The organism is Haliscomenobacter sp., from assembly GCF_041740695.1.
Taxonomy (GTDB): domain Bacteria; phylum Bacteroidota; class Bacteroidia; order Chitinophagales; family Saprospiraceae; genus Haliscomenobacter.
In genome coordinates this window covers 40,554-61,305 of the sequence record NZ_JBGSLK010000006.1, presented here as the reverse complement: position 1 = coordinate 61,305, position 20,752 = coordinate 40,554, and the positions used below count along the sequence as shown (strand labels likewise).

18 protein-coding genes are annotated in these 20,752 nt (G+C 47.0%); 13 read left to right on the top strand and 5 right to left on the bottom strand.

What is annotated here, in order from left to right; translation table 11 throughout:
* Position 1: 1 nt before the first annotated feature.
* Complete coding sequence (locus ACEW9O_RS01060; protein WP_373548261.1) at positions 2 to 1,414, bottom strand: Na(+)-translocating NADH-quinone reductase subunit A; 1,413 nt, start codon at positions 1,412 to 1,414, stop codon at positions 2 to 4.
* A gap of 226 nt (positions 1,415 to 1,640) precedes the next feature.
* On the opposite strand from ACEW9O_RS01060, the gene ACEW9O_RS01055 reads away from it, so the two are divergent.
* The 11 genes from ACEW9O_RS01055 (at position 1,641) to ACEW9O_RS01005 (ending at position 12,586) form a co-directional block, all read left to right on the top strand.
* Entirely contained in the window at positions 1,641 to 2,477 is an 837-nt protein-coding gene (locus ACEW9O_RS01055) for an AAA family ATPase (RefSeq protein ID WP_373548260.1), read from the top strand.
* A gap of 54 nt (positions 2,478 to 2,531) precedes the next feature.
* Positions 2,532 to 3,689: an AAA family ATPase gene (locus tag ACEW9O_RS01050; protein ID WP_373548259.1), complete on the top strand. Its 1,158-nt coding sequence runs from the start codon at positions 2,532 to 2,534 to the stop codon at positions 3,687 to 3,689.
* Positions 3,686 to 4,555: an HNH endonuclease gene (locus ACEW9O_RS01045; protein WP_373548258.1), complete on the top strand. Its 870-nt coding sequence runs from the start codon at positions 3,686 to 3,688 to the stop codon at positions 4,553 to 4,555. The genes ACEW9O_RS01050 and ACEW9O_RS01045 overlap by 4 nt, the downstream gene beginning before the upstream one ends.
* Positions 4,556 to 4,707: 152 nt before the next feature.
* Complete coding sequence (locus ACEW9O_RS01040) at positions 4,708 to 6,627, top strand: SPFH domain-containing protein (protein ID WP_373548257.1); 1,920 nt, start codon at positions 4,708 to 4,710, stop codon at positions 6,625 to 6,627.
* Positions 6,628 to 6,843: 216 nt separating this feature from the next.
* Positions 6,844 to 7,314, top strand: coding sequence for a PA2169 family four-helix-bundle protein (locus ACEW9O_RS01035; protein WP_373548256.1), 471 nt, complete (start codon positions 6,844 to 6,846; stop codon positions 7,312 to 7,314).
* A 128-nt stretch (positions 7,315 to 7,442) separates the two neighbouring features.
* On the top strand, positions 7,443 to 8,318 hold the full coding sequence (locus ACEW9O_RS01030) for a hypothetical protein (RefSeq protein ID WP_373548255.1): 876 nt from the start codon (positions 7,443 to 7,445) through the stop codon (positions 8,316 to 8,318).
* On the top strand, positions 8,315 to 9,334 hold the full coding sequence (locus ACEW9O_RS01025) for a YihY/virulence factor BrkB family protein (protein WP_373548254.1): 1,020 nt from the start codon (positions 8,315 to 8,317) through the stop codon (positions 9,332 to 9,334). Before ACEW9O_RS01030 ends, ACEW9O_RS01025 begins: the two co-directional genes overlap by 4 nt.
* Before the next feature lie 56 nt (positions 9,335 to 9,390).
* On the top strand, positions 9,391 to 10,596 hold the full coding sequence (locus ACEW9O_RS01020) for an NAD(P)/FAD-dependent oxidoreductase (protein ID WP_373548253.1): 1,206 nt from the start codon (positions 9,391 to 9,393) through the stop codon (positions 10,594 to 10,596).
* Between the two features lie 192 nt (positions 10,597 to 10,788).
* The gene (locus ACEW9O_RS01015; protein WP_373548252.1) at positions 10,789 to 11,019 is read left to right on the top strand and encodes a hypothetical protein; all 231 of its coding nucleotides are present in this window, start codon (positions 10,789 to 10,791) and stop codon (positions 11,017 to 11,019) included.
* Between the two features lie 121 nt (positions 11,020 to 11,140).
* Complete coding sequence (locus tag ACEW9O_RS01010; protein ID WP_373548251.1) at positions 11,141 to 11,470, top strand: YtxH domain-containing protein; 330 nt, start codon at positions 11,141 to 11,143, stop codon at positions 11,468 to 11,470.
* 384 nt (positions 11,471 to 11,854) lie between these two features.
* Positions 11,855 to 12,586, top strand: coding sequence for a hypothetical protein (locus ACEW9O_RS01005; protein WP_373548250.1), 732 nt, complete (start codon positions 11,855 to 11,857; stop codon positions 12,584 to 12,586).
* A 231-nt stretch (positions 12,587 to 12,817) separates the two neighbouring features.
* Here ACEW9O_RS01005 and ACEW9O_RS01000 read toward each other — a convergent pair whose 3' ends face one another.
* The 4 genes from ACEW9O_RS01000 to ACEW9O_RS00985 all read right to left on the bottom strand — a co-directional run bounded on the left by ACEW9O_RS01000 (position 12,818) and on the right by ACEW9O_RS00985 (position 17,650).
* A complete protein-coding gene (locus ACEW9O_RS01000) occupies positions 12,818 to 13,492 on the bottom strand; it encodes a porin family protein (protein WP_373548249.1) in 675 nt (224 codons plus the stop codon).
* A gap of 348 nt (positions 13,493 to 13,840) precedes the next feature.
* Positions 13,841 to 14,629: a succinate dehydrogenase/fumarate reductase iron-sulfur subunit gene (locus ACEW9O_RS00995; RefSeq protein WP_373548248.1), complete on the bottom strand. Its 789-nt coding sequence runs from the start codon at positions 14,627 to 14,629 to the stop codon at positions 13,841 to 13,843.
* A gap of 170 nt (positions 14,630 to 14,799) precedes the next feature.
* Positions 14,800 to 16,803, bottom strand: a complete 2,004-nt coding sequence (locus ACEW9O_RS00990; RefSeq protein ID WP_373548247.1) for a fumarate reductase/succinate dehydrogenase flavoprotein subunit — start codon at positions 16,801 to 16,803, stop codon at positions 14,800 to 14,802.
* A gap of 109 nt (positions 16,804 to 16,912) precedes the next feature.
* On the bottom strand, positions 16,913 to 17,650 hold the full coding sequence (locus ACEW9O_RS00985; RefSeq protein ID WP_373548246.1) for a succinate dehydrogenase cytochrome b subunit: 738 nt from the start codon (positions 17,648 to 17,650) through the stop codon (positions 16,913 to 16,915).
* A gap of 276 nt (positions 17,651 to 17,926) precedes the next feature.
* Between ACEW9O_RS00985 and ACEW9O_RS00980 the strand changes: the two genes are divergently transcribed.
* Together ACEW9O_RS00980 and rnr are read left to right on the top strand one after the other, a co-directional pair.
* Entirely contained in the window at positions 17,927 to 18,421 is a 495-nt protein-coding gene (locus ACEW9O_RS00980) for a hypothetical protein (RefSeq protein WP_373548245.1), read from the top strand.
* A 4-nt stretch (positions 18,422 to 18,425) separates the two neighbouring features.
* Entirely contained in the window at positions 18,426 to 20,597 is a 2,172-nt protein-coding gene (gene rnr / locus ACEW9O_RS00975) for a ribonuclease R (RefSeq protein WP_373548244.1), read from the top strand.
* The last annotated feature ends 155 nt before the right edge of the window (positions 20,598 to 20,752 follow it).

Below are 20,752 nucleotides of genomic sequence, written 5' to 3'. Positions count from 1 at the left end.
ACTATAGCCCTTCTTTAATCATCATGTCAATGCCCTCGCGTAGGATTTTTTGCAAGGGTTGTTTGGAAGTACAGGCGAACTCGCAGATTGCCAAATCCTCTTCTACCACTTCGTGAATGCCCAATCCTTCGATGCGTTCAATGTCGTTGGTAATGATGGCCTTCAACAAGTGTTGAGGAAAAATGTCCATCGGCAGCACATCTTCATACTGACCTGTCATAACAAAGGCGCGCTTTTCACCGTGGGTATTCGTCGTGGCATTGTAAATCCAGCCAAAGGGCAGAATACCACTAAAAAATGTACGAGAAGTGGAGGGCCTCGCGCTCATTGGTGCCAACCAACCAAACATTTCATAATCATTTCCTTCTGGAATGACGCTGACTTGATCGTCGTAAACATTCAAAAACTGCTCGGCTGTTTTGGTTTTGCCAGAGAGTACATCCCCGGAAATGATGCGGGAATTTGCAGCAACACCCTGGTTTTTCAGCAAGTCACCAAGATTCGCCCCTGCATAGGTACGCACATAAGCAGGTTTGTCAAGCGCAGAACCCGTCAAAGCGACGATCCGCGATGCATCGTATTTACCTTCCAGAAACAAGGTACCCAGTGTGATCACTTCCTGTACACCCAGCGTCCATACCTTTTCTCTGGAGCGAATTGGGCGAATGTGGTGGATTTGAATCCCTACATTTCCAGCCGGATGTTTACCTTTGAACCCGATTTTTTGCACCCCTCTTGCCTGACTAAAAGCGCTGGATACCGCGTTGCCACGGGCGTCAAGGCCCAGGTATACTTTACCCGTGGTCAGTTTGACCAGCACGTCCAGGCCTTTTTGAAAAGCAGCTTCGCGGCCACTGACCACCAGATTGAGGTCGGGCGCCAAAGGGGCTGTATCAAAAGTGGAGATAAAAATATCCCTTGGCACCGCATCAGGATCAGCCAGAAGATTATACGGTCGCTGACGAAACAGGGACCAGGCGCCGCTTTCTTGTAAAAAGGCAAACAGTTCTTCTCGTGAACTATCCAGGCTAGGAATTTTGTCGTACGTGCGGTATTGGATGGTTCTATCCGCCAGAATCACCAGCTCTTGAATCGCTCGCCGCTCACCCCGGTTGATGGCAATCAATTCGCCACTCACTGGTGCAACAAAAAGGACTTCCGGTCGATTTTTGTCAAAAAACAAAGCCTCACCCGCCAAAACGTGCTGCCCCTCCTCTACCATTAGTTTTGGCATAGGTGCCAAGCCCAGGTAATTGGGTGCTTGAACAGCAAATCGATTTACGGATACCTCGGAATGGACTTTTTTGGGAGCTTCCCCGTACAAGTGAACATCGAAGCCGCGTTTCAGCTTCACAATAACTGGCTCTCCTTCAGGACTGTCTGCAGTTGGAGCTTCTGCTATTCTACTTTCCATGCGATACTTGGTCTTTCGGTTAGCATTTTGCGCAGCGCAACAAAACAAAATGAAAATTTCAATTCATTCCAAATGTAAAAAAAATATTCTTTCCTAGTGTACATAAAAATATTTTCGAGCAAATCCACGACAACAGTTAATTTTAGGGTTCCAGATTCCCCATCGGTCGCCGAGCGAAGCCGAGGTGCCTGATGGGGAATCTGGAACCCTAAAATTAACTGCTGCTATGTCATTTCAAGGAACATCCTCTTACGTCGCCACCTCAGAATTGCAAATAGCTGTCAATGCGGCCATTTATCTTCAACGCCCCTTACTGGTTAAAGGCGAGCCGGGCACGGGCAAAACCCTACTGGCCCACGAGATTGCCAATGCGCTGGGTAAAAAGCTGCTGACTTGGCACATCAAATCGACTACCTTGGCCCAACAAGGCCTGTATGAGTACGACGCAGTATCGCGCCTGCGCGACTCCCAATTGGGCAAAGAGGGTGTAGACGACATCAGCCACTACATCAAAAAGGGCAAACTCTGGGAAGCGTTCACCGCCGACGAATCAGTGGTACTGCTCATCGACGAAATTGACAAAGCCGACATCGAGTTCCCCAATGACTTATTGCTGGAACTGGACCGCATGGAGTTTTATGTGTACGAGCTGCAACAAACCATCAAAGCGGTGAACCGCCCCATCGTCATCATCACTTCCAACAACGAAAAAGAATTGCCGGATGCCTTCCTGCGGCGCTGCCTTTTCCACTACATCCGTTTCCCGGATAAAGCTACCATGTTGGACATTGTCCACGTGCATTTTCCCAATATCCGCGAGGAATTGCTCAACAACGCCCTGCAATTGTTTTATGCGCTGCGCGAAGTGACGGGTTTAAAAAAGCGGCCTTCCACCAGCGAGTTATTGGATTGGATCAGCCTTTTGTTGTTTGAACAATTGCCCGCCAGCGCTTTGGCTGAAACTGATCTCAAGGAGCAGCTTCCGCCTCATTTGCATACCTTAATTAAGAATGAGCAGGATTTGAATATTTTGGAGGAGTGGCGGAAGAGGCGGAAGTATTAACTCACTTTCCTTTTTCCCAAAAAGGGCGTACTTTAGTGGTAAAATTTGACCAATATGAGCAACGGTCCCAGCTTTGGCATTACTTCTTTTCACATCGAAGGCTTTCGAGGCATCAAAGACACCTCAGTGGAAGGTATTCCTGCTGATACCAAGTGGATTTTTTTGACGGGGAAAAATGGAGGGGGTAAGACGAGTGTGTTGCAGGCGTTGTTTGTGGGGTTGTTTGGGAATAGAGATAAAAAACTGATTTTAGAAGATGGCGAATTTGATATTAATATAGGTTTAAGACATGGAAAATCATCTTACTTCAAAGCTACAACGGGACTACTTGATGGTGCATCTGCAGGTGTTAATGATTTACCATCTGATGACGATCTAATTCGAAAAACTTTAGCATATGGCGCATCCAGACTCAATGTGAGTGTTTTTGGCGAGGAAAAAAGTGCTCAATCATACAGTTTGTTCAACTCTGATGGCATCTTATTAGATATTGACCCAGAATTAAGGGTGATGACTTATAGAAGTTCTTTGCCAGAACTTATGTATAAAGACGAAAAGCTTGTCAACCTTCTCAAAAAAAGAGTTGAAGCCATTAAAAGCTTATTCCTTCGACTTATGCCCAATATTGAGAAGATAGAAGTCGATGTAGCAAAAGACAAAGTTTTTTTCTATGAAAAAGATGATCTTGGAGAAAAGCTTAATACTGCAAAAAACTTCAATCAATTGGCTTCAGGTAATCGTAATATTATTGCAATGATTGGAGACATGGTGATCCGTCTATTTAATACTCAACCTGAAATTAGTACTCCGGAACAATTAGAAGGCATCGTCCTAATCGACGAACTCGACGTCCACCTTCACCCCACCTGGCAAAAAGCCCTGCCCGGCCTTCTGTCTGAAATTTTCCCAAAAATCCAGTTCATCGCCAGCACCCACAGCCCCATCCCACTTTTAGGTGCACCAAAAGAAAGTGTAGTATTAAAAGTACACCAAAGCAGTGAAGCAGGTATTACTGTTGAAAAATTGGATATTGACTTGACAAGGCTGCTGCCCAATAGCTTGCTTACCTCACCTATTTTTGACCTTGAGGAAATTATTCCCACGGCAAATACTGGCCCGAAAGATTTACTCACTGAAGACTCTTTCGAAGAAGCGATGGCAAATGAAGAAATTAAAAATCGTTTAAAAAAGCTCGCGCAAGCATTGAAATGATCAAAGTACATAAGGACTTCGAGGCAATTCCACGTCACCTTACTCAAAAGACTGCTCAACAGCAAACACTTGCCGCTGTTGCGGCACAAGACGGAAGTATGTACATCAGGAATTACAAACACCCCCCGGTCAAAACTGCCTTATCCAAGATTTATCACCATAAATGCGCCTATTGTGAATCCACTATTACCCACAGCGCCCCTCTACAGGTAGAACATTACCGACCTAAAGCAAAATTAGATCAACAAGACCTAAAAGCAGGAGAAACCCATCAAGGTTATTATTGGCTGGGCAATGAATGGTCAAATCTCCTTTTAGCTTGTCAAAATTGCAATGGGAAAGGTGCTAAAGGGAATCGCTTTCCAATTGCGGGAATTCGACTTTTGAACCATCCAAGCGATGTCGCTCATTATTCGATTTTACATGAAGCCATGCAAGCTGAGAAGCCTCTCTTGCTGAATCCAGAAATAGTAGATCCTTTGGATCATTTATATTTAGATCAGGATGGGTTTTTGCATGGAAAAAGCAACTCTGGTAACATAAGCATTGATGTTTACAACTTAAACCGTGAGGGGTTGAGAATTCGGCGGCAAACAATCATCAATCAATTTTTTCATGACCTCAACAAACAATTGATAGAGCTTTTGAACCCTATAGAACCCCTCACTCCTGATCAATTTCAACGCCAAATGAACCTTATTTTTAAAAGAATATTTGACGGAAGAAAGCCTAATGTAGAATACTCATTCGTATACATCAACATCGTATCCAACTTTGATACCATCCTTTTGCCATTTATAGAACAGGAGTTTCAGCCCATCATAAATCGATCCTTTCAAATCTTTATACAAACCCAAATCTTCTAGACCCCCATTTCCCCCACCTTCATCGCTTTCCAATCCGGCGTCATCGAATAAAATAGCAAATCTTCTCCTTCCACCCCCATACTTGCCCTATGATCGCAATTCAACATACGATCAGCAAAACCAAAAAATAACAAACACTCAAAATTTTTAACATGAACCCTATTGGTATGATTGCCTTATGGTGGGGTGGCATCTTCCTCGCCATTTTGATTTTTTTGCTCACTTACCGTTTTTGGTTCAGGCTGCTGGGAATTATTCTGGTGCCGGAAGACAAAATCGGACTCGTCACACTGAAGTTTTCGCTTTTTGGCGAAAAGAAAGAACTACCGCCCAACCGGATCATCGCGGTTGATGGCGAAGCGGGTTTCCAGGCCCAAACCCTGGCCCCGGGAATTCACTTCTGGTACTGGATTTGGCAATACGAAATCAACCTACAGCCACTGACCGTGATTCCTCCCGGGCAAATTGGTTTGTTAATCGCTAAAGATGGCGCCGAATTGCCGACCAACTCGATCCTGGGCAAACGTGTAGATTGCGACGCCTACCAAGACGCTGCCGCCTTCATCCGCAACGGTGGTCAAAAAGGCCGTCAAACCGCCTACATTACTACCGGGGTTTACAGGATCAATACCTTCGTGTTCGACCTTGTATTGGCGCCGATGAACCAAATCAAGGAAAACATGCTGGGCGTCATCACGACCCTGGATGGTGCGCCGATTGAAATGGGACAAATCGCCGGACGCGAAGTCCTCGACCACAACAACTTCCAGGACGCCGATGCCTTTTTGCGCGGCGGCGGCAACAAAGGTTTACAACCGCAGGTGCTCCTGGCAGGTTCGTACAACCTCAACCCCTGGTTTGCACAAATTGAAGAACATGAAATGACGCAAATTCCGATCGGCAACGTGGGGGTAGTCATCTCTTTCTACGGTAAAGAAGGTGTCGACCTCAGTGGCGACGAATTCCGTCACGGTAACATTGTGTCCAAAGGCCAAAAAGGCGTTTGGGCAGAACCCCTTGGCCCTGGTAAATACCCCGTTAATAAATATTTGTATAAGGTGGAATTGGTACCCACCACCAACTTGGTACTCAACTGGGCTACCGCCCGCACTGAGTCACACATGTTGGACAAACATTTGTCTACCATTACAGTACGTTCCAAAGACGGTTTCCCTTTCAACCTCGATGTGTCGCAGATCATTCACATCCCGGCCACCGAGGCACCCAAGGTAATCGCTCGCTTTGGTAGCATGCACAACCTGGTCAGCCAGGTACTGGAACCGACCATTGGCAACTACTTCCGCAACTCGGCCCAGGATGCCGATGTGATCTCGTTCCTGACCTCGCGTAAAGACCGCCAGGATTCAGCAAAACGACACATTGGCCAGGTACTGGAAGAATACAACGTACACGGGGTGGACACCCTGATTGGCGACATCGTACCGCCCGATTCGCTGATGAAAACACTGACCGACCGCAAGTTGGCCGAAGAACAAAAGGTGACTTACGACACCCAGAAAATGGCTCAGGAAACCCGGCAGGCCCTTGAAAAAGAGACCGCCATTGCCGACATCCAAAAGCAGATCGTCCAAGCCGATCAGGGTGTATTGATCGCCGAACGCATCGCCGATGCTGCCGTGAAAAAATCGACCGGTGAAGCGAATGGGGTAAAAATTGCCGCCTCAGCAGAAGCGGAACGCACCAAGATGATCGCCTCGGCCGACGCCGAACGTACCAAAATGAGTGCTGCTGCCGAATCTGAAAAGGTGAGACTGATGGCGCAGGCCGAAGCCGAAAAAATTGAACTCACTGGTAAAGCGGAAGCTGAAAAGACTCTAGCCGTGGGTCAGTCTAGCGCCGAAGCATACCGCCTCGCCGTAGAAGCGATGGGGGGCGACAACTTTACCAAGATGAAAGTGATGGAAACGATTGGGCAGGAAAAAGTTAAAATCATCCCGGACGTACTCATCACCGGTGAAGGTGGTGCTGGTGGCAATGGTGCCATCGGCGGTATGCTGGGCTTGAGATTGTTGGACATGCTCAAGACGGATAAAAAAGAAGAACAGGCTTAATCAGGATTTTTTTTGACGGTAGAGGCTGTCTCCAAACGAAAGGAAGGAGGCAGCCTCTGTGTTTTTGAATACAGATTACCCACTTTTACCCATAGCGTAGAAAAAATACCAATTTTTTGCCCATAAACTAAGCACTAAGGCGTGGCTCGTTTTTTGTGCCCAGATGCTTGAAAGAATGATTGTATTTAACTATTGATCAATGTAAAATCAACCATCATGCAAAACAATGAAAAATTGGTTTCGGCCCTTAACGAACTGGTAAGTATCAACTACGACCGCGTTTTTGGTTATGAAAAAGCGATAGAGGAAGTAGGCAGCACCGATGTGGATTTGCGCACCCTGTTCAATCGTTACGTTAGCCAAAGTCGCAAGTACGTCAGCGAACTCCAGCAAACCATCCGTGGTTTGGGTGGCGAACCCGTAACGGATTCTACTACGCGTGGTAAGTTGTTTCGCGTTTGGATGGATTTTAAAGCCACAGTGATGGGAAAAGATCGCAAATCTGTTCTGGATTCCTGCGCCTATGGTGAGAGCGCCGCGTTGAAAGCTTATGATGACGCATTACAGATGGATGCCCACTTACCCGACAACATTCGGGTGATGATTGCTGAGCACAAGCAAGCTTTGAAATCAGCACATCAGGCTATTGAGGAAGCTGCCCGTCTGCAAGAGGTAGTGGACAAATAATACTGTTCATTTTCTCTGAAGCTGTTTGAGTTATTAGATTGGAAACTGCCATTCTAATAACTCAAACAGCTTTTAACATTCGACATTTACTAAACTTTAAAAGTTCAGTAAATGTAAAACTCTCTCGCATGGAAGCTCAAATCATCAATACCTCCCCGGGAATTTCCAAAACCCGCTTGACCTTACTCAAATCAGCAAATATATTGTTTTTTTTGTTGTGTATCGGGTTTAATTTCCTGGCAGTCTTTTTACCCCTCAACAACAAGACTACCCAGGAGCTATCCGATCAATACCCCAATTTATTCACCCCAGCAGGCTTGACTTTCTCTATTTGGAGCCTGATTTATTTGCTACTGCTGTTCTTTTCAGTCTGGCAAATCTGGCCACTACGTTCCGCCCAACGCCGCCTGGATCGCAATCGCGCCATTGACGCGCTTGGATGGCGCTTCGTATTCGTATCTTTCCTCAACATGGCTTGGTTGTTCTGTTGGCACTACGAATTTGTGTCAGCCAGTATAGTTGTGATGTTTTTGATGCTTTTTCAGCTCATTCGTGTCAATCGCCAGGCATTTTATATACTACCCCACACCCAGGATTACCGCAATTTTTTACAAATTCCCTTCGGATTGTACCTGGGTTGGATTTCGGTTGCCAGTATTGCAAACGTAACTGCTTGGCTTAAGGGCGCACAGTGGGATGGTGGCGGTTTATCCGAAAAACTCTGGACTGTAATGATGATACTTGTGGCAATAGCGCTATCGCTGGGAATGCTATTCGTAAGGCGCAACATTCCTTACGCTTTGGCTGTCACCTGGGCGCTTTTCGGGATTTCGCTCAAGCATCAGGAATTGTTCAATACCTCTTTATCCACTATTATTTTTACTGCTTATGCCGGTATAGCCATTTTACTAATTGTAATCGCTGTAAAATTACGACCCTGGTGGAATAGAGCGGTGATAGACAGTACTCTAGCAACTCCTCCACTTTTTCCCCGGTTATCATGAACAGCACCATTTCATACCTCAACAAAGCCCTCCGGCGAATCTGGTTCAATCTGCGGAATTTTTTTCATTTGCTTTACCAGTCTGCTTATGAGTTCAGCAATGACAATGCACTGAAATTAAGTGCTTCCTTGTCGTATTACACTTTGTTCTCATTGGCACCCATGCTGATTATCGTCATCGCAATCAGCAGTATTTGGTTTGGCAAAGAGGCTGCAGAGGGATACTTGTATACGCAATTTGAGGGCCTTTTGGGTACTACAGGTGCCATCCAACTCCAGGAAATGATCAGCAATGCCCATTTCTCAGGCAATACCCCGCTGGCTACCATTATCGGAATTGCAACATTGGTGCTAGGGGCTACGGGTGTTTTTTTGGAAATTCAGGATTCCATCAACACCATTTGGAGCATTCGAGCCAAACCCAAACGAAGCTGGTTAAAATTCATTCAAAATCGTTTGCTTTCCTTTTCCCTGATCATCGGCATTGGCTTTTTGCTTTTGGTATCCTTGGTGCTTAGTGCGATGCTTTCGGTGGTGTATAATTTTGTCAATCAGCATTTTGGAGAAGTTGCATGGTTAAGCTGGACGATCTCCAACGCCATCAACGTCGCCGCAGTCGTTTTGCTTTTTGCGATCATTTTTAAAGTTTTGCCGGATGCTACGATTCATTGGCGCGATGTGATGGTAGGAGCTCTATTGACTGCCCTGCTGTTTTTATTGGGCAAATGGTTGATCAACTATTACCTAAGTCGCTCTTCTACCATGTCCGTTTATGGCGCAGCCGGGGCCATGGTATTGATCATTTTGTGGGTGTATTACTCGGCTGCCATTCTATATTTTGGAGCAGAATTTACTAAAGTATACGCCAACAAATACGGAAGCCGGATTCGCCCCAATCAGTATGCTGTTTTTGTTGAGAAAAAAGAAATTCAAACCCAGGATTCGACGGTTAGTCTTGCAGAAAAGAATCGCGATGAGATTGAAAAAGAAAAAGGCAGCAAAGTCCCAAATGTATAATCGGCTGTTTGGGTATACTGTTAATCCTGATCTGATCCTTTCCAAAACCGAATCCAATGAATCTTCACACTGCTAACCCATACTGGCTGCTCAAGAGTGGTCTACTTTTTGAGTATCCTTCCCTGCAACAAAACCTAAAAACCGACTATGTCATCATCGGAGGTGGTATAACCGGTGCGCTGATTGCTTGGTATTTGTCGCGTGCGGGCGTATCCGTCGCATTGCTCGACCGGAGGCATATTGGCATGGGGAGCACTTGTGCCAGCACCTCGATGTTGCAATATGAAATAGATACGCCCATGTACCAATTGGCCGAAATAGTGGGTGAAGAGCATGCAGCCCGCAGCTATTGGTTGTGTGCTGAAGCCATCAATAAGTTGGAAATCATTTGCAATCAATTGGCTGTAGCCACCGATTTTGAAAAAAAACCCAGCCTCTATTACGCCTCGCGGAAGGCTGATTTGCCCGGTCTAAAGACAGAACTGGCCATGCGCCAAAAACATGGCTTTGTAGTTGAATTCCTGGATCAGGTGGCTTTGCAGGCTTTGTTTCCTTTTGCTGCCCCAGGTGCCTTGTATTCCAAAGAAGGTGCCCAAGTGGATGCCTACACTTTAACTCACGGCTTGTTACAAGACGCCATCGGCCAAGGTGCCGCCATTTTTGACAAAACAACTGTGACCGCCATCCATCGCAACAAAAATGGGGTAAATCTGGAAACAAAGGAAGGCTACAGCGTGCACGCCCGCAAATTGGTCATTGCAGCAGGGTACGAATCGGGACAATGGTTGCCGCGTCAAATCGCTTCTCTAAATTCTTCCTATGCCCTCGTCAGCGAACCCTATGCTGCTGAAACCCTCTGGCACGAAAACGCTCTGGTTTGGGAAACGGCCCGTCCTTATTTGTATTGCAGAACTACCAGCGATCGCCGTGTATTGGTAGGAGGCAGAGATGAAACTTTTCAGGATGCCGGGCGGCGCGACCGTTTGCTCAAGCGCAAAAGCCAGCAATTGACCCGAGACTTTGAAAAACTGTTCCCCCAACTGGCACCCCTAAAAGTAGATTATCATTGGGCGGGGACCTTCGCTGAAACCGCCGACGGGCTACCCTACATTGGCAGCATTCCCGAGCATGAGCATACCATTTATGCCCTGGGTTTTGGGGGCAACGGCATCACCTTTAGTCAAATCGCTGCTGAGCTCATTCGCGACGAAGCGCTGGGGCACAAAAACCCCGACGCCAGTATTTTTTCTTTTAACCGCTGATAAAACCCAAACAGCCCATGCCTCAAACCTCGAATAAGGACAAAAAGACCCTCAGTTGGGGAAAAGAAACCCCGTATTTCCCCGTAAACCCTGTGGCAAGAGTTTTTATCCTTTAGATGCAACATACTATGAGAAAACCCCAGCCCCAAAAAACCAACTTTTTTCCACCACCAACGAAAAACCAAAACACGTATGAGATCAAGACCATTAGGAGTTATCCTCATCATCCTAGGTATAGTGATGATGGCATACACCGGATTCAATTTTGTAACGCGCGAAAAAGTAGTGGACATTGGTCCACTAGAGATTGAAAAGAAAGAAAACAATCCCGTTCGCTGGTCACCCATAGTAGGTTTGGTGCTGTTAATTGGCGGAGTTGTCGTGCTGGTAAGTAGCAAAGGTACTGCCAATAGCAACGGTTAAACCTACTCTGGCATAAGCACTTGTTTAAGTTTTTTTGCAGTCTTTTTTACTTCTGCCAAAAAAACTTAAACAAGCTCTAACTCCCATTTTTACCATCTCATCACCTTTAAAAACGAATGACATGAATGCAAGAAAAATCGCATGGCGCGTAGCAGCCGGTGTTGCTGTTGGCTCTGCTGTTGCAGCTTTGTATGGCACCAAAAAAGGAGCAGAACTGCGCAAAAAAATTGCTGAATTCACTAGCCAGAACGCTGGCGGAGTAGCCACTGCCATTACAGGAATTGTAGGTAGCCTCTATGGTGCTTCAGGAAGCAAGGAGGAATCAGGCCACACCCGCAATCCCGAAAATAAAAACATGCACAACCCCAATCCAGAAAACAAAAACATGCATAACCCTCAAAATGAAAAGAGAGAAGAATGGGCCTTGCCATCTGCCTCAAAAACGCGGTAGCCTAAACTTTTCCTGATCGCACTTTCAAGTGCGGCAGAAGACTAATCCAAAGGTTAATCCATACAAAAGAGAGGGAGGGAATTTCTCTCCCTCTTTTTCCTCTTCTTGTAGCCCATCCGAATGGTGAAGCTTCAAGGGCTGAGTAGGCCTGTTTCACAATCCCAAAAAATACAAATCATGAATAATCTTTTCAAAGGCCTTATAGCAGGCTATGGTGCCATGAAACTAGGCGGAGGTTGCCTGGGAACTATCATTGTATTCATCATCATCTGGGTAGCACTTGGACAATGCAACTAACTTAAAATCGCATTTGCCCATCACTACTAAGATCAATTCCCTTAAGGGCAATCAAACTTCCTATTTCATACTACGAAAAATTCTACAATGAAAACTATCGCAGCCATCCTCTTTATGATCTTGATCGCATTCGGAGGCTTATCGGCACAACAATCAAACTTTTATCCTACCCAACGGGGCAATTTTATGATTGGTTCAAGCATGGGGTTTTCTATCTCCAAATCATCCATAGATGTTCAATCCAACACTGGTTCCGTTCAGGGAGATGGTGGTAGGGCTTCCCAATTCAACCTTTCGCCCAGTATTGGTTATTTTCTGGGGCAAAATTTTGTGATGGGTATTGGCATGGATTGGCTCAGAACTACCAGCACTGCCGGCGTGGACCTGGGAGATGCAACAGTTCCCCCCGTGCGTTCTGAAAACGACAATCTCCTTTTTGGTCCGTTTGTGCGCTATTATATTCCTTCTGGTGAAAACAAGGCGTACTTCTTAGATGCTACGATTGGTTTTGGTAATTCGAGAAATCAATTTATTGAAAACAAAGAGACACAAATCATCGATAATAGTTTGTTGTCGATCGGGGTCGGGCCTGGTTTCACCATTTTTGCCAGTGACGGGATTGCCCTCGAAGCGTTGGTAAAATACAATTTTGCCAAAAGTGACAGCCAGATTAATGTGGGGGAAATCAGCAGGACTTCTGTTACCTGGACCAATGCTTTGGATTTTTCGGTAGGGATTCGCTACTATTTTGGTGGAGTTCGGCCGGCAGCAGCCCAGCAGCAGCCAATACCGCTGAATAGTGGCAGCTTGTACCGTTAGTGCTAGTCTAAAGCGAAACCCATACAACAACATATCCTGCTTGCTACATATGGTGCAGAGGCAACCCAGGAATATTTTCTATCCTAATTCCATGCACACAACTTACGGCCAGGCGGTCAAACTTCGGTTTGATTGCCGTGGCCGTTTGTTGTTTGTCATGGTTTAATTCAGGGGAGAGCAACTTCTCCCCCTGATTCAAAATGAGAGAGCGTTTCCCAAAGAAAGGGTTTATTAAAAAGGAAAAACCGTAAGCGAAAGTTGGAAGCCGTGGTTGACGAACCTTGGATTGATATCAAGCTCTGCCCCATTGACGTCTGTAAAAGTGACATCAAACACATCCTTTAATCCTCGATAATATCGACCTTGCAAACTAAGCCGATCCGTAAGCTCGAAAGATAGGCCAGCAATCAGCCCAAAATCTAAATTAGTAACGGATTCGTTGCTTTCCCCATTTCTTTTGGTGTCGCCATATTTTCCACCCAAGTTTAAAAAATAGCTAGTTTCTGCGCCGAGTTCAAATGCCAAGCGAGGCATGAGCCGTAAATTCCCGTAGAGGGGTAAACTGAGGTAATGGAAGCGGCTAGAATAATTTACATCCTGAAAGCTGGAATCTTTGGTGATTCCTTTGAAGCCTCTTTGATTGTACACGAGATCAGCATTCAAGCCTACTTTTTCGGATAAGTGTAGTTTACCATGCAGCCCTGCATTCAACCCTAACAGCCGTTCAGTACTCTGGTTGTACAATTTGTTCAAATTGACAGAACTTGAGGAGGGAAAATTACTGGCTAATTGATCTGTATAATTCACTCCCGCTTTTACCCCAATTCTCCACTTGGAGCCATTTTGAGCAAAAACAGTCAGGCCAATCAACAAGCATAAGCTCGTAAGTGCAATTCGATTCGACATATTGAGTTTTTTTTGTGAAGGTTTGTTCTAATAACGTCGAATTTCAAATGCAGTACGCAGTATTAAAACATTTAACATCCGTTAAAATATCATTGAGCCACAATAAAATGGGAAGGCTTAAAATAGACGAAGACGCACGACCGTACCTGCCTAAAATAAAAATACCCGGAGGGGATAACTCCGGGCATCACCAGATATTCGTATATCTGAAGGGCAACTGTAAAGTACAAATGTACACCCTTATTTTTTTAAAAGCAATCCCTTTTCAAAAGGAACGGTAGTTTTTTTTTGGTAAACGGTGCAATTTTGTCAATCTACGGTCAAAAAACTACCCGAGCGCAGCTTTCATTATCCCGCACCGCCGCTTTTTTCCTCTTTTTCATCATATACAAAGGCTGCTGAGATGTATTCGCGGTTGAGGCGAGCGATGTTTTCTACCGAAATTTCCTTCGGACATTCTGCTTCACAAGCCGTTACGTTGGAGCAGTTTCCGAAGCCTTCCAGGTCCATTTGTTTCACCATGGCCAGTGCGCGACGTTTGGCTTCGACCTTACCTTGTGGCAACATAGCCAGGTGAGATACCTTTGCACTCACAAACAACATCGCTGAAGCATTCGGGCAAGCGGCTACACAGGCACCACAACCAATACAGGCCGCAGCATCAAAAGCAACTGTTGCGGATTCTTTAGACACCGGGATGGCATTGGCATCCTGGGCCTGACCAGTGTTGATCGATACAAAGCCCCCCGCTTGGATGATGCGGTCAAAAGCGGCACGCTCTACCACCAGGTCTTTAATGACCGGAAAAGACTTGGCGCGGAAAGGCTCCACGGTGATGGTGTCGCCGTCGCGGAAGAAACGCATGTGCAATTGGCAGGTGGTCGTTCCAGTGTTGGGCCCGTGTGGGTGGCCGTTGATGACCATCGAGCAGGTACCACAAATGCCCTCGCGGCAGTCGTGTTCGAATGCTACCGGTTCCTCGCGCTGGGTGATAAGTTTTTCATTGAGCACGTCCAACATTTCCAAAAAGGACATGTGCTCGCTGACGTTGTCCAGTTCGTAAGTGACGAATTCCCCTTTTTTGGGAAATTTGCCGCCCTGGCGCCATATTTTAAGTTTTAAATGCATGTTTTCCATTGGAATCTCTTTTTATCGCCCTCCCTGTATGTCCCACGAATAAATTCGTGGGGTGGGGCGAGGTGGTGCCTCCCACGGATAAATCCGTGGGTTGGCGGAGTTTAAAGATAGATGGTAGAATTTTAAGTGAGCCGGTTCTAAACCTTCTCAACTTTCTCAACCTTCTAAACTTACTTATAGCTTCTGCTCTTAAGCTCTACGTTTTCGAAGACCAGTTCTTCTTTGTTCAGCACGGGATCGGAATCCCAGCCGTTGTAGGCCCAGGCAGCAACGTAGGCGAAGTTGGCATCGTCGCGCAGGGCTTCACCCTCTTCGGTTCGGTGTTCTTCGCGGAAGTGGCCGCCACAGGATTCCTCACGGTTGAGTGCGTCCACAACCATCAATTCACCCATTTCGAAGAAATCGGCTACCCGGAGGGCTTTTTCCAGTTCTGGATTGTAATCCCCGGTAGCACTCCCTGGAACAAATACGTCTTTGTAGAACTCTTCGCGCAACTCCTGGATTTGACGGCGGGCGGCGGTCAGACCTTCGGCGTTGCGGGCCATGCCACATTTTTCCCACATGATTTTGCCCAAGCGGCGGTGGAAACTTTCTACCGATTGTTTGCCTTGTACACCCATCAGTTGATCAATGCGGCCTTTCACGTCTGCTTCAGCCTGCAAAAATTCTGCTGAATTTGGATCAAACTTCGGCGTACGGATGTCGTTGGACAAGAAATTGCCGATGGTATAAGGCAATACAAAGTAGCCATCAGCCAAACCTTGCATCAAAGCCGAGGCACCGAGGCGGTTGGCGCCGTGATCGGAGAAATTGCACTCACCCGCTGCAAACAAGCCAGGGATATTGGTTTCCAGATTGTAATCTACCCACAAGCCACCCATAGTGTAGTGTACGGCTGGGTAAATTTTCATCGGCATTTTATACGGGTTCTCGCCAGTGATCTTTTCGTACATGGCGAAGAGGTTGCCGTATTTTTCTTCTACCACATTTTCACCCAATTCGATCACCTTTTTGTGCTCGGGATTGTGGAGGCCCATCACGCCAGCCTTGGAGCGTCCGTAACGTTCGATGGCAGCAGAAAAATCTAGGTACACGGCCAAACCAGTTGGTGCTACACCCAAACCTTCGTCGCAGGCAACTTTCGCAGCACGTGAAGCTACGTCACGAGGCACCAGGTTACCGAAGGCTGGATAACGGCGTTCGAGGAAGTAATCGCGGTCTTCTTCAGGAATGTCCAGGGCATTTTTATGGCCGGAGCGGATTGCAGCCGCGTCTTCCTGCTTTTTAGGTACCCATACCCGACCATCGTTCCGCAGCGACTCCGACATCAGGGTCAGCTTGGATTGATAGTCACCACTCACGGGAATGCAGGTAGGGTGAATTTGGGTAAAACAAGGGTTGGCCATCAGCGCACCTCGGCGTACCGAACGCCAGGCCGCGGTTACGTTGCACATCATTGCGTTGGTAGACAAATAGAATACGTTGCCATATCCACCCGTCGCCAGTACCACCGCGTGGGCAGCGTGGCGCTCCAACTCTCCCGTAAGCAGGTTACGGGCAATGATGCCGCGGGCTTTGCCATCCACCAATACCACATCGAGCATTTCGTGGCGGTTGTACATCTCCACAGTACCCAGCGAAATTTGGCGCGACAAAGACTGGTAAGCACCAATCAACAACTGTTGACCAGTTTGACCCCGGGCATAAAAAGTACGGCTTACCTGCACGCCACCAAAAGAGCGGTTGTCCAACAAACCTCCATACTCGCGTGCGAAAGGAACCCCCTGCGCCACAGCCTGGTCGATGATGCTCGCACTCACTTCAGCCAAGCGGTAAACGTTGGCTTCACGAGCGCGGTAGTCGCCACCTTTGATGGTATCGTAAAAGAGGCGGTAAGTACTGTCGCCGTCATTGCGGTAGTTTTTCGCCGCGTTGATCCCCCCTTGCGCCGCGATGGAGTGCGCCCGGCGTGGACTATCGTGAAAGGTAAAGCACTTGACGTTGTAGCCCAGTTCGCCTAGCGAAGCCGCAGCTGCAGCACCCGCCAAACCTGAACCTACTACGATGATGTCAAGGCGTCTTTTATTATTGGGAGCTACCAGTGGCATGGAAGCGCGGTATTTTGTCCACTTTTCCGTTAAATTTCCCGCTGGAACTTTACCATTAAGAGCCATGATGTGTAATGTTTATATTGAAAAAATTCAATTTTCTGAAATTCGGGCATTCGTACGGGCAACTCTGTGTGGTTCCTCTTTTTATGCGGACAACCACACAGGGTTGTCCCTACCACCATCCCATGGTGTCTCCATAAACATATATTGGAATGAGCGCAAAACCTGCAGGAATCAACACTGAATACGCCTTACCCAATGCCTTGATGAGGGGCGTATATTTGCTGTGATTCAATCCAAGCGTCTGGAAGGCACTTTGGAAACCATGCCAAAGGTGGAATGCTATGGCAATCATGGAAACCACATAAATGATTACGAAAGTTGGATTGGCAAAGGCATCCATGACTGGATTGTACAAATCCTTCACTATTTCTCCATTTCCATAAGCTGCTCTTGGAACATTGCCCAACTTCATCTGTAACCAAAACTGGTACATGTGCAACAAGATGAAAATCAGCAGAATTGTACCCAACCAACCCATACGGGTGGCAGCACGAGCATTGGTGCCTACTGCACGGGTAACCTTCACCGCATAATTTTGCCCACGTGCGCTGGCGTTTTGTCTCCACAAGAGCAGCCCCTGAATCGCATGCAGTACAATCGACAGGTAAAGGGTGTAAGAGACTATTTTGATGATTTTGTTGTGCGTCATAAACTCCGCATACAGATTAAAATCACGTCCACCATCATCTTTCATCAAGTATAAATTACCTAACAAGTGAATCGGTAAAAAAGAGATCAGGAAAAGCCCTGTCAGCGCCATCAGTACTTTTTTACCAATGGAGGAAGTCAGGAACCCGCCAAACCAGCCCAGTCCTACTGGTGAAAGCGTGTTTGTCAGCCAACTCATGTGTTTTCGTTTTGTGTTTTGTGTATTTTTGTGCCGGCCACAACCATTGAAGTTTTTCAAGTGTTGTGCCGATAAGTAGTGGGGCAAAATAAATGTTCATTTTTTATCGCCCCTAAAACATCTACAAAGCTATATATTTGAGGCTAGATGCACAAAAGTGTGTGACGCAAGTTACCCCATTGGCTTTAATTTTGAACGAGTCTAAATAATAGCCACGTAATCAAAATGTTTAATTGATTTTTTGGACTTTTGTGGCATCAATTCGCGTTTTTTAACATGGCAGAAGAAATAAACATATCGCTTGCAGGTTTTCTGGAACAGTTTCCAGAAGTAAAATTGCCCATCACTTTGACGGATGAAAGCAGTCGCATATTCAGTCAAAGCAATGAGCCTTTTCCTCAACGCATGATCGACCAGTACCTACTCCCCCTGGAAGAAGAGGAAGTGGATGAGTTCACCGAATTTGTTCCTTGTTTTCGCATCCCGGAAACCTACGACTTTCATGCCGTAGTGTATTGGGTTGCCCATTTGATGAACTATCAATTCGTGATGCTAACCGTTGGTAAGGAAGGCCAGCTCATTGACAAACAAGTCATCGCGGGAACTTTCTACGACGGCAAAACGTTGACAACTACCGTGGCTACAATTGACGAAGATTGGACGATTTTAATGGTGTCTGGACAATCTTCATCCGACACCAACTACGACGCTTCCGGTACCCGCACTCAAAAACTAGAATTGCTGCCGGAAGGGCAGATTATAACCCATTAACCAAATGAGAAAAAGAAACCCTAAAAGAGGGAAAGAAGACATTCGTAGATTGACTACTAAAGACCTGCAAAAAAACGTATTGCTCCTCTTTCAAAAAGACCCGAAAAGACGCTTGAACCCCAAGCAAATTGCCAAAAAACTCAGCATCGACAACAATAAGGATTCCGTTCTTCATGCTTGTCAGGAATTGGTCAAACTCGGCTACATCATTGAGTTAGAAGACTTCAAATACAAACTACGCGGCACCAGCGGGGCCCTGCTGGGTCAGGATCGCAAAGTGCTGAATGGCACCATGGACATGACCCGCTCCGGCGCTGGCTATGTGACGGTAGAAGGCCAACAAGACGATATTTTTGTAGCAGCCAAAAACATGAACACCGCCCTGCATGGCGACAAGGTCAAAATCAAAGCCTGGGTACCCCGAGGTCGCAACCGCCCAGAAGGTGAGGTTTTGGAAGTTTTGGAACGCGCCCGCGAGCATTTTGTCGGTACCATCTGGATTCACCCCCGTTACGCCGTAGTGGTCACCGATCCACCTTCTTCCTTAGAGATTCTTGTTGATCCCGCCAAGATCATGAATGCCGTAGATGAAGACCGTGTAGTGGTCAAAATTGAAAGTTGGACTGGCGGACAATACCGCCAACCCATGGGGGTATTGACTTATGTACTGGGCAAAGCGGGATCGCACGACATCGAGATGAAAGGCATCCTGATCAACAATGGCTTCAATCTGGATTTTCCACCCGAAGTCATCAAGGAATCAGAAGAACTGGGCACCGAAATCCCGGAAGTGGAAATCGCCATTCGCCGCGACATGCGTAAAACGCCCACTTTCACCATCGACCCTGAAAACGCCCGCGACTTTGACGATGCACTCTCCTTCCTCTACCTGCCCAATGGCAACTTGGAAATTGGGGTTCACATTGCTGATGTGACGCACTACGTGCATGAAAACACGGCTTTGGACAAAGAAGCGCTGGCCCGTTCTACTTCGGTGTATCTGGTCGACCGCGTTTGCCCGATGTTGCCCGAAAAGTTGTCCAACGAGCTTTGCTCCCTGCGCCCACACGAGGATAAGTTGACCTTTTCCGCCGTATTCACCTTTGACAAGGATGAAAAAATTGTGGAGCGCTGGTTTGGCAAAACGGTCATTCACTCCAACCGTCGCTTTTCCTACGAAGAAGCGCAAGAAGTGCTGGACACGGTGGAAGGTGACTTTGCCCAAGAATTGAAAGTGCTCAACAAAATCGCGCACAAACTCCGCAAAGAGCGCTTCAAAAAAGGGGCCATTAATTTTGAATCGGAAGAAGTCCGCTTCCGCCTGGATGACGCGGGTGTACCCATCGAGGTGTTCACCAAGGAGCGCAAGGACGCGCACATGTTGATCGAAGACTTCATGCTGCTGGCCAACCGCGAGGTAGCCACTTATGTTTCCGAAAAAGGCACCAAAGAGGAAGCTGAAATCCCCTTCATTTACCGCGTACACGACGAGCCTAACCTGGACAAGGTGGAAGAACTCGCCCGTTTTGCCCGCCAAATGGGTGTGGAGATGAACGTGGCTACGCCCAAAGACATCGCCCGCTCCTTTAATAAGCTGGCCGAACTGGCCGAAGAAAACGAAGCCTTGAGCATCCTCGGGCCCATTGCCATCCGCACCATGGCCAAAGCGGCCTATTCGAGCGACAACATTGGGCACTACGGCCTGGCTTTTGATTTTTACAGCCACTTCACTTCACCAATCCGCCGCTACTCGGATGTGCTGGCGCACCGCATTTTGTTCCAAAACCTGAAGGCCACTCACCGGGTCAACAAGGAAAAACTGGAGGAAATGTGCCAACACGTGTCCAAACAGGAACGCCGCGCCGCCGACGCCGAACGGGAATCGATCAAGTACAAACAGGTTGAATTCATGTCCAAACACTTGGGCGAAGTTTTCCCTGGCTTCATCTCTGGCATTGGCGACCGAGGCATTTTCGTCGAACTACGCGGCAACCGCTGCGAAGGAATGGTGAGCTTCGAAACCATGAACGAACCTTTTGAAATTGACCCTGGCCGTCTTAGGATTCGAGGGGTGCATAGCAAAAAGGAGTTCACAATGGGTCAAGAGATTCAGGTGCGGATCGTGAGCACGAATTTGCAGAGACGGCAGATTGAGATGTTTTGGGAGGAGATTTGATTTTGCAATAAAAAAAGGCCGCCGATCCAGTTCCCTAGATCGGCGGCCCGCTGCATGTTGAAGAAAAATCTCGGTGTCAGATCAATACAAACTCACGAGCAGGTTCGTGAGACCACGAAGAATCGTGGGTTTCTGGTCATTTCAAAAGTAAGACC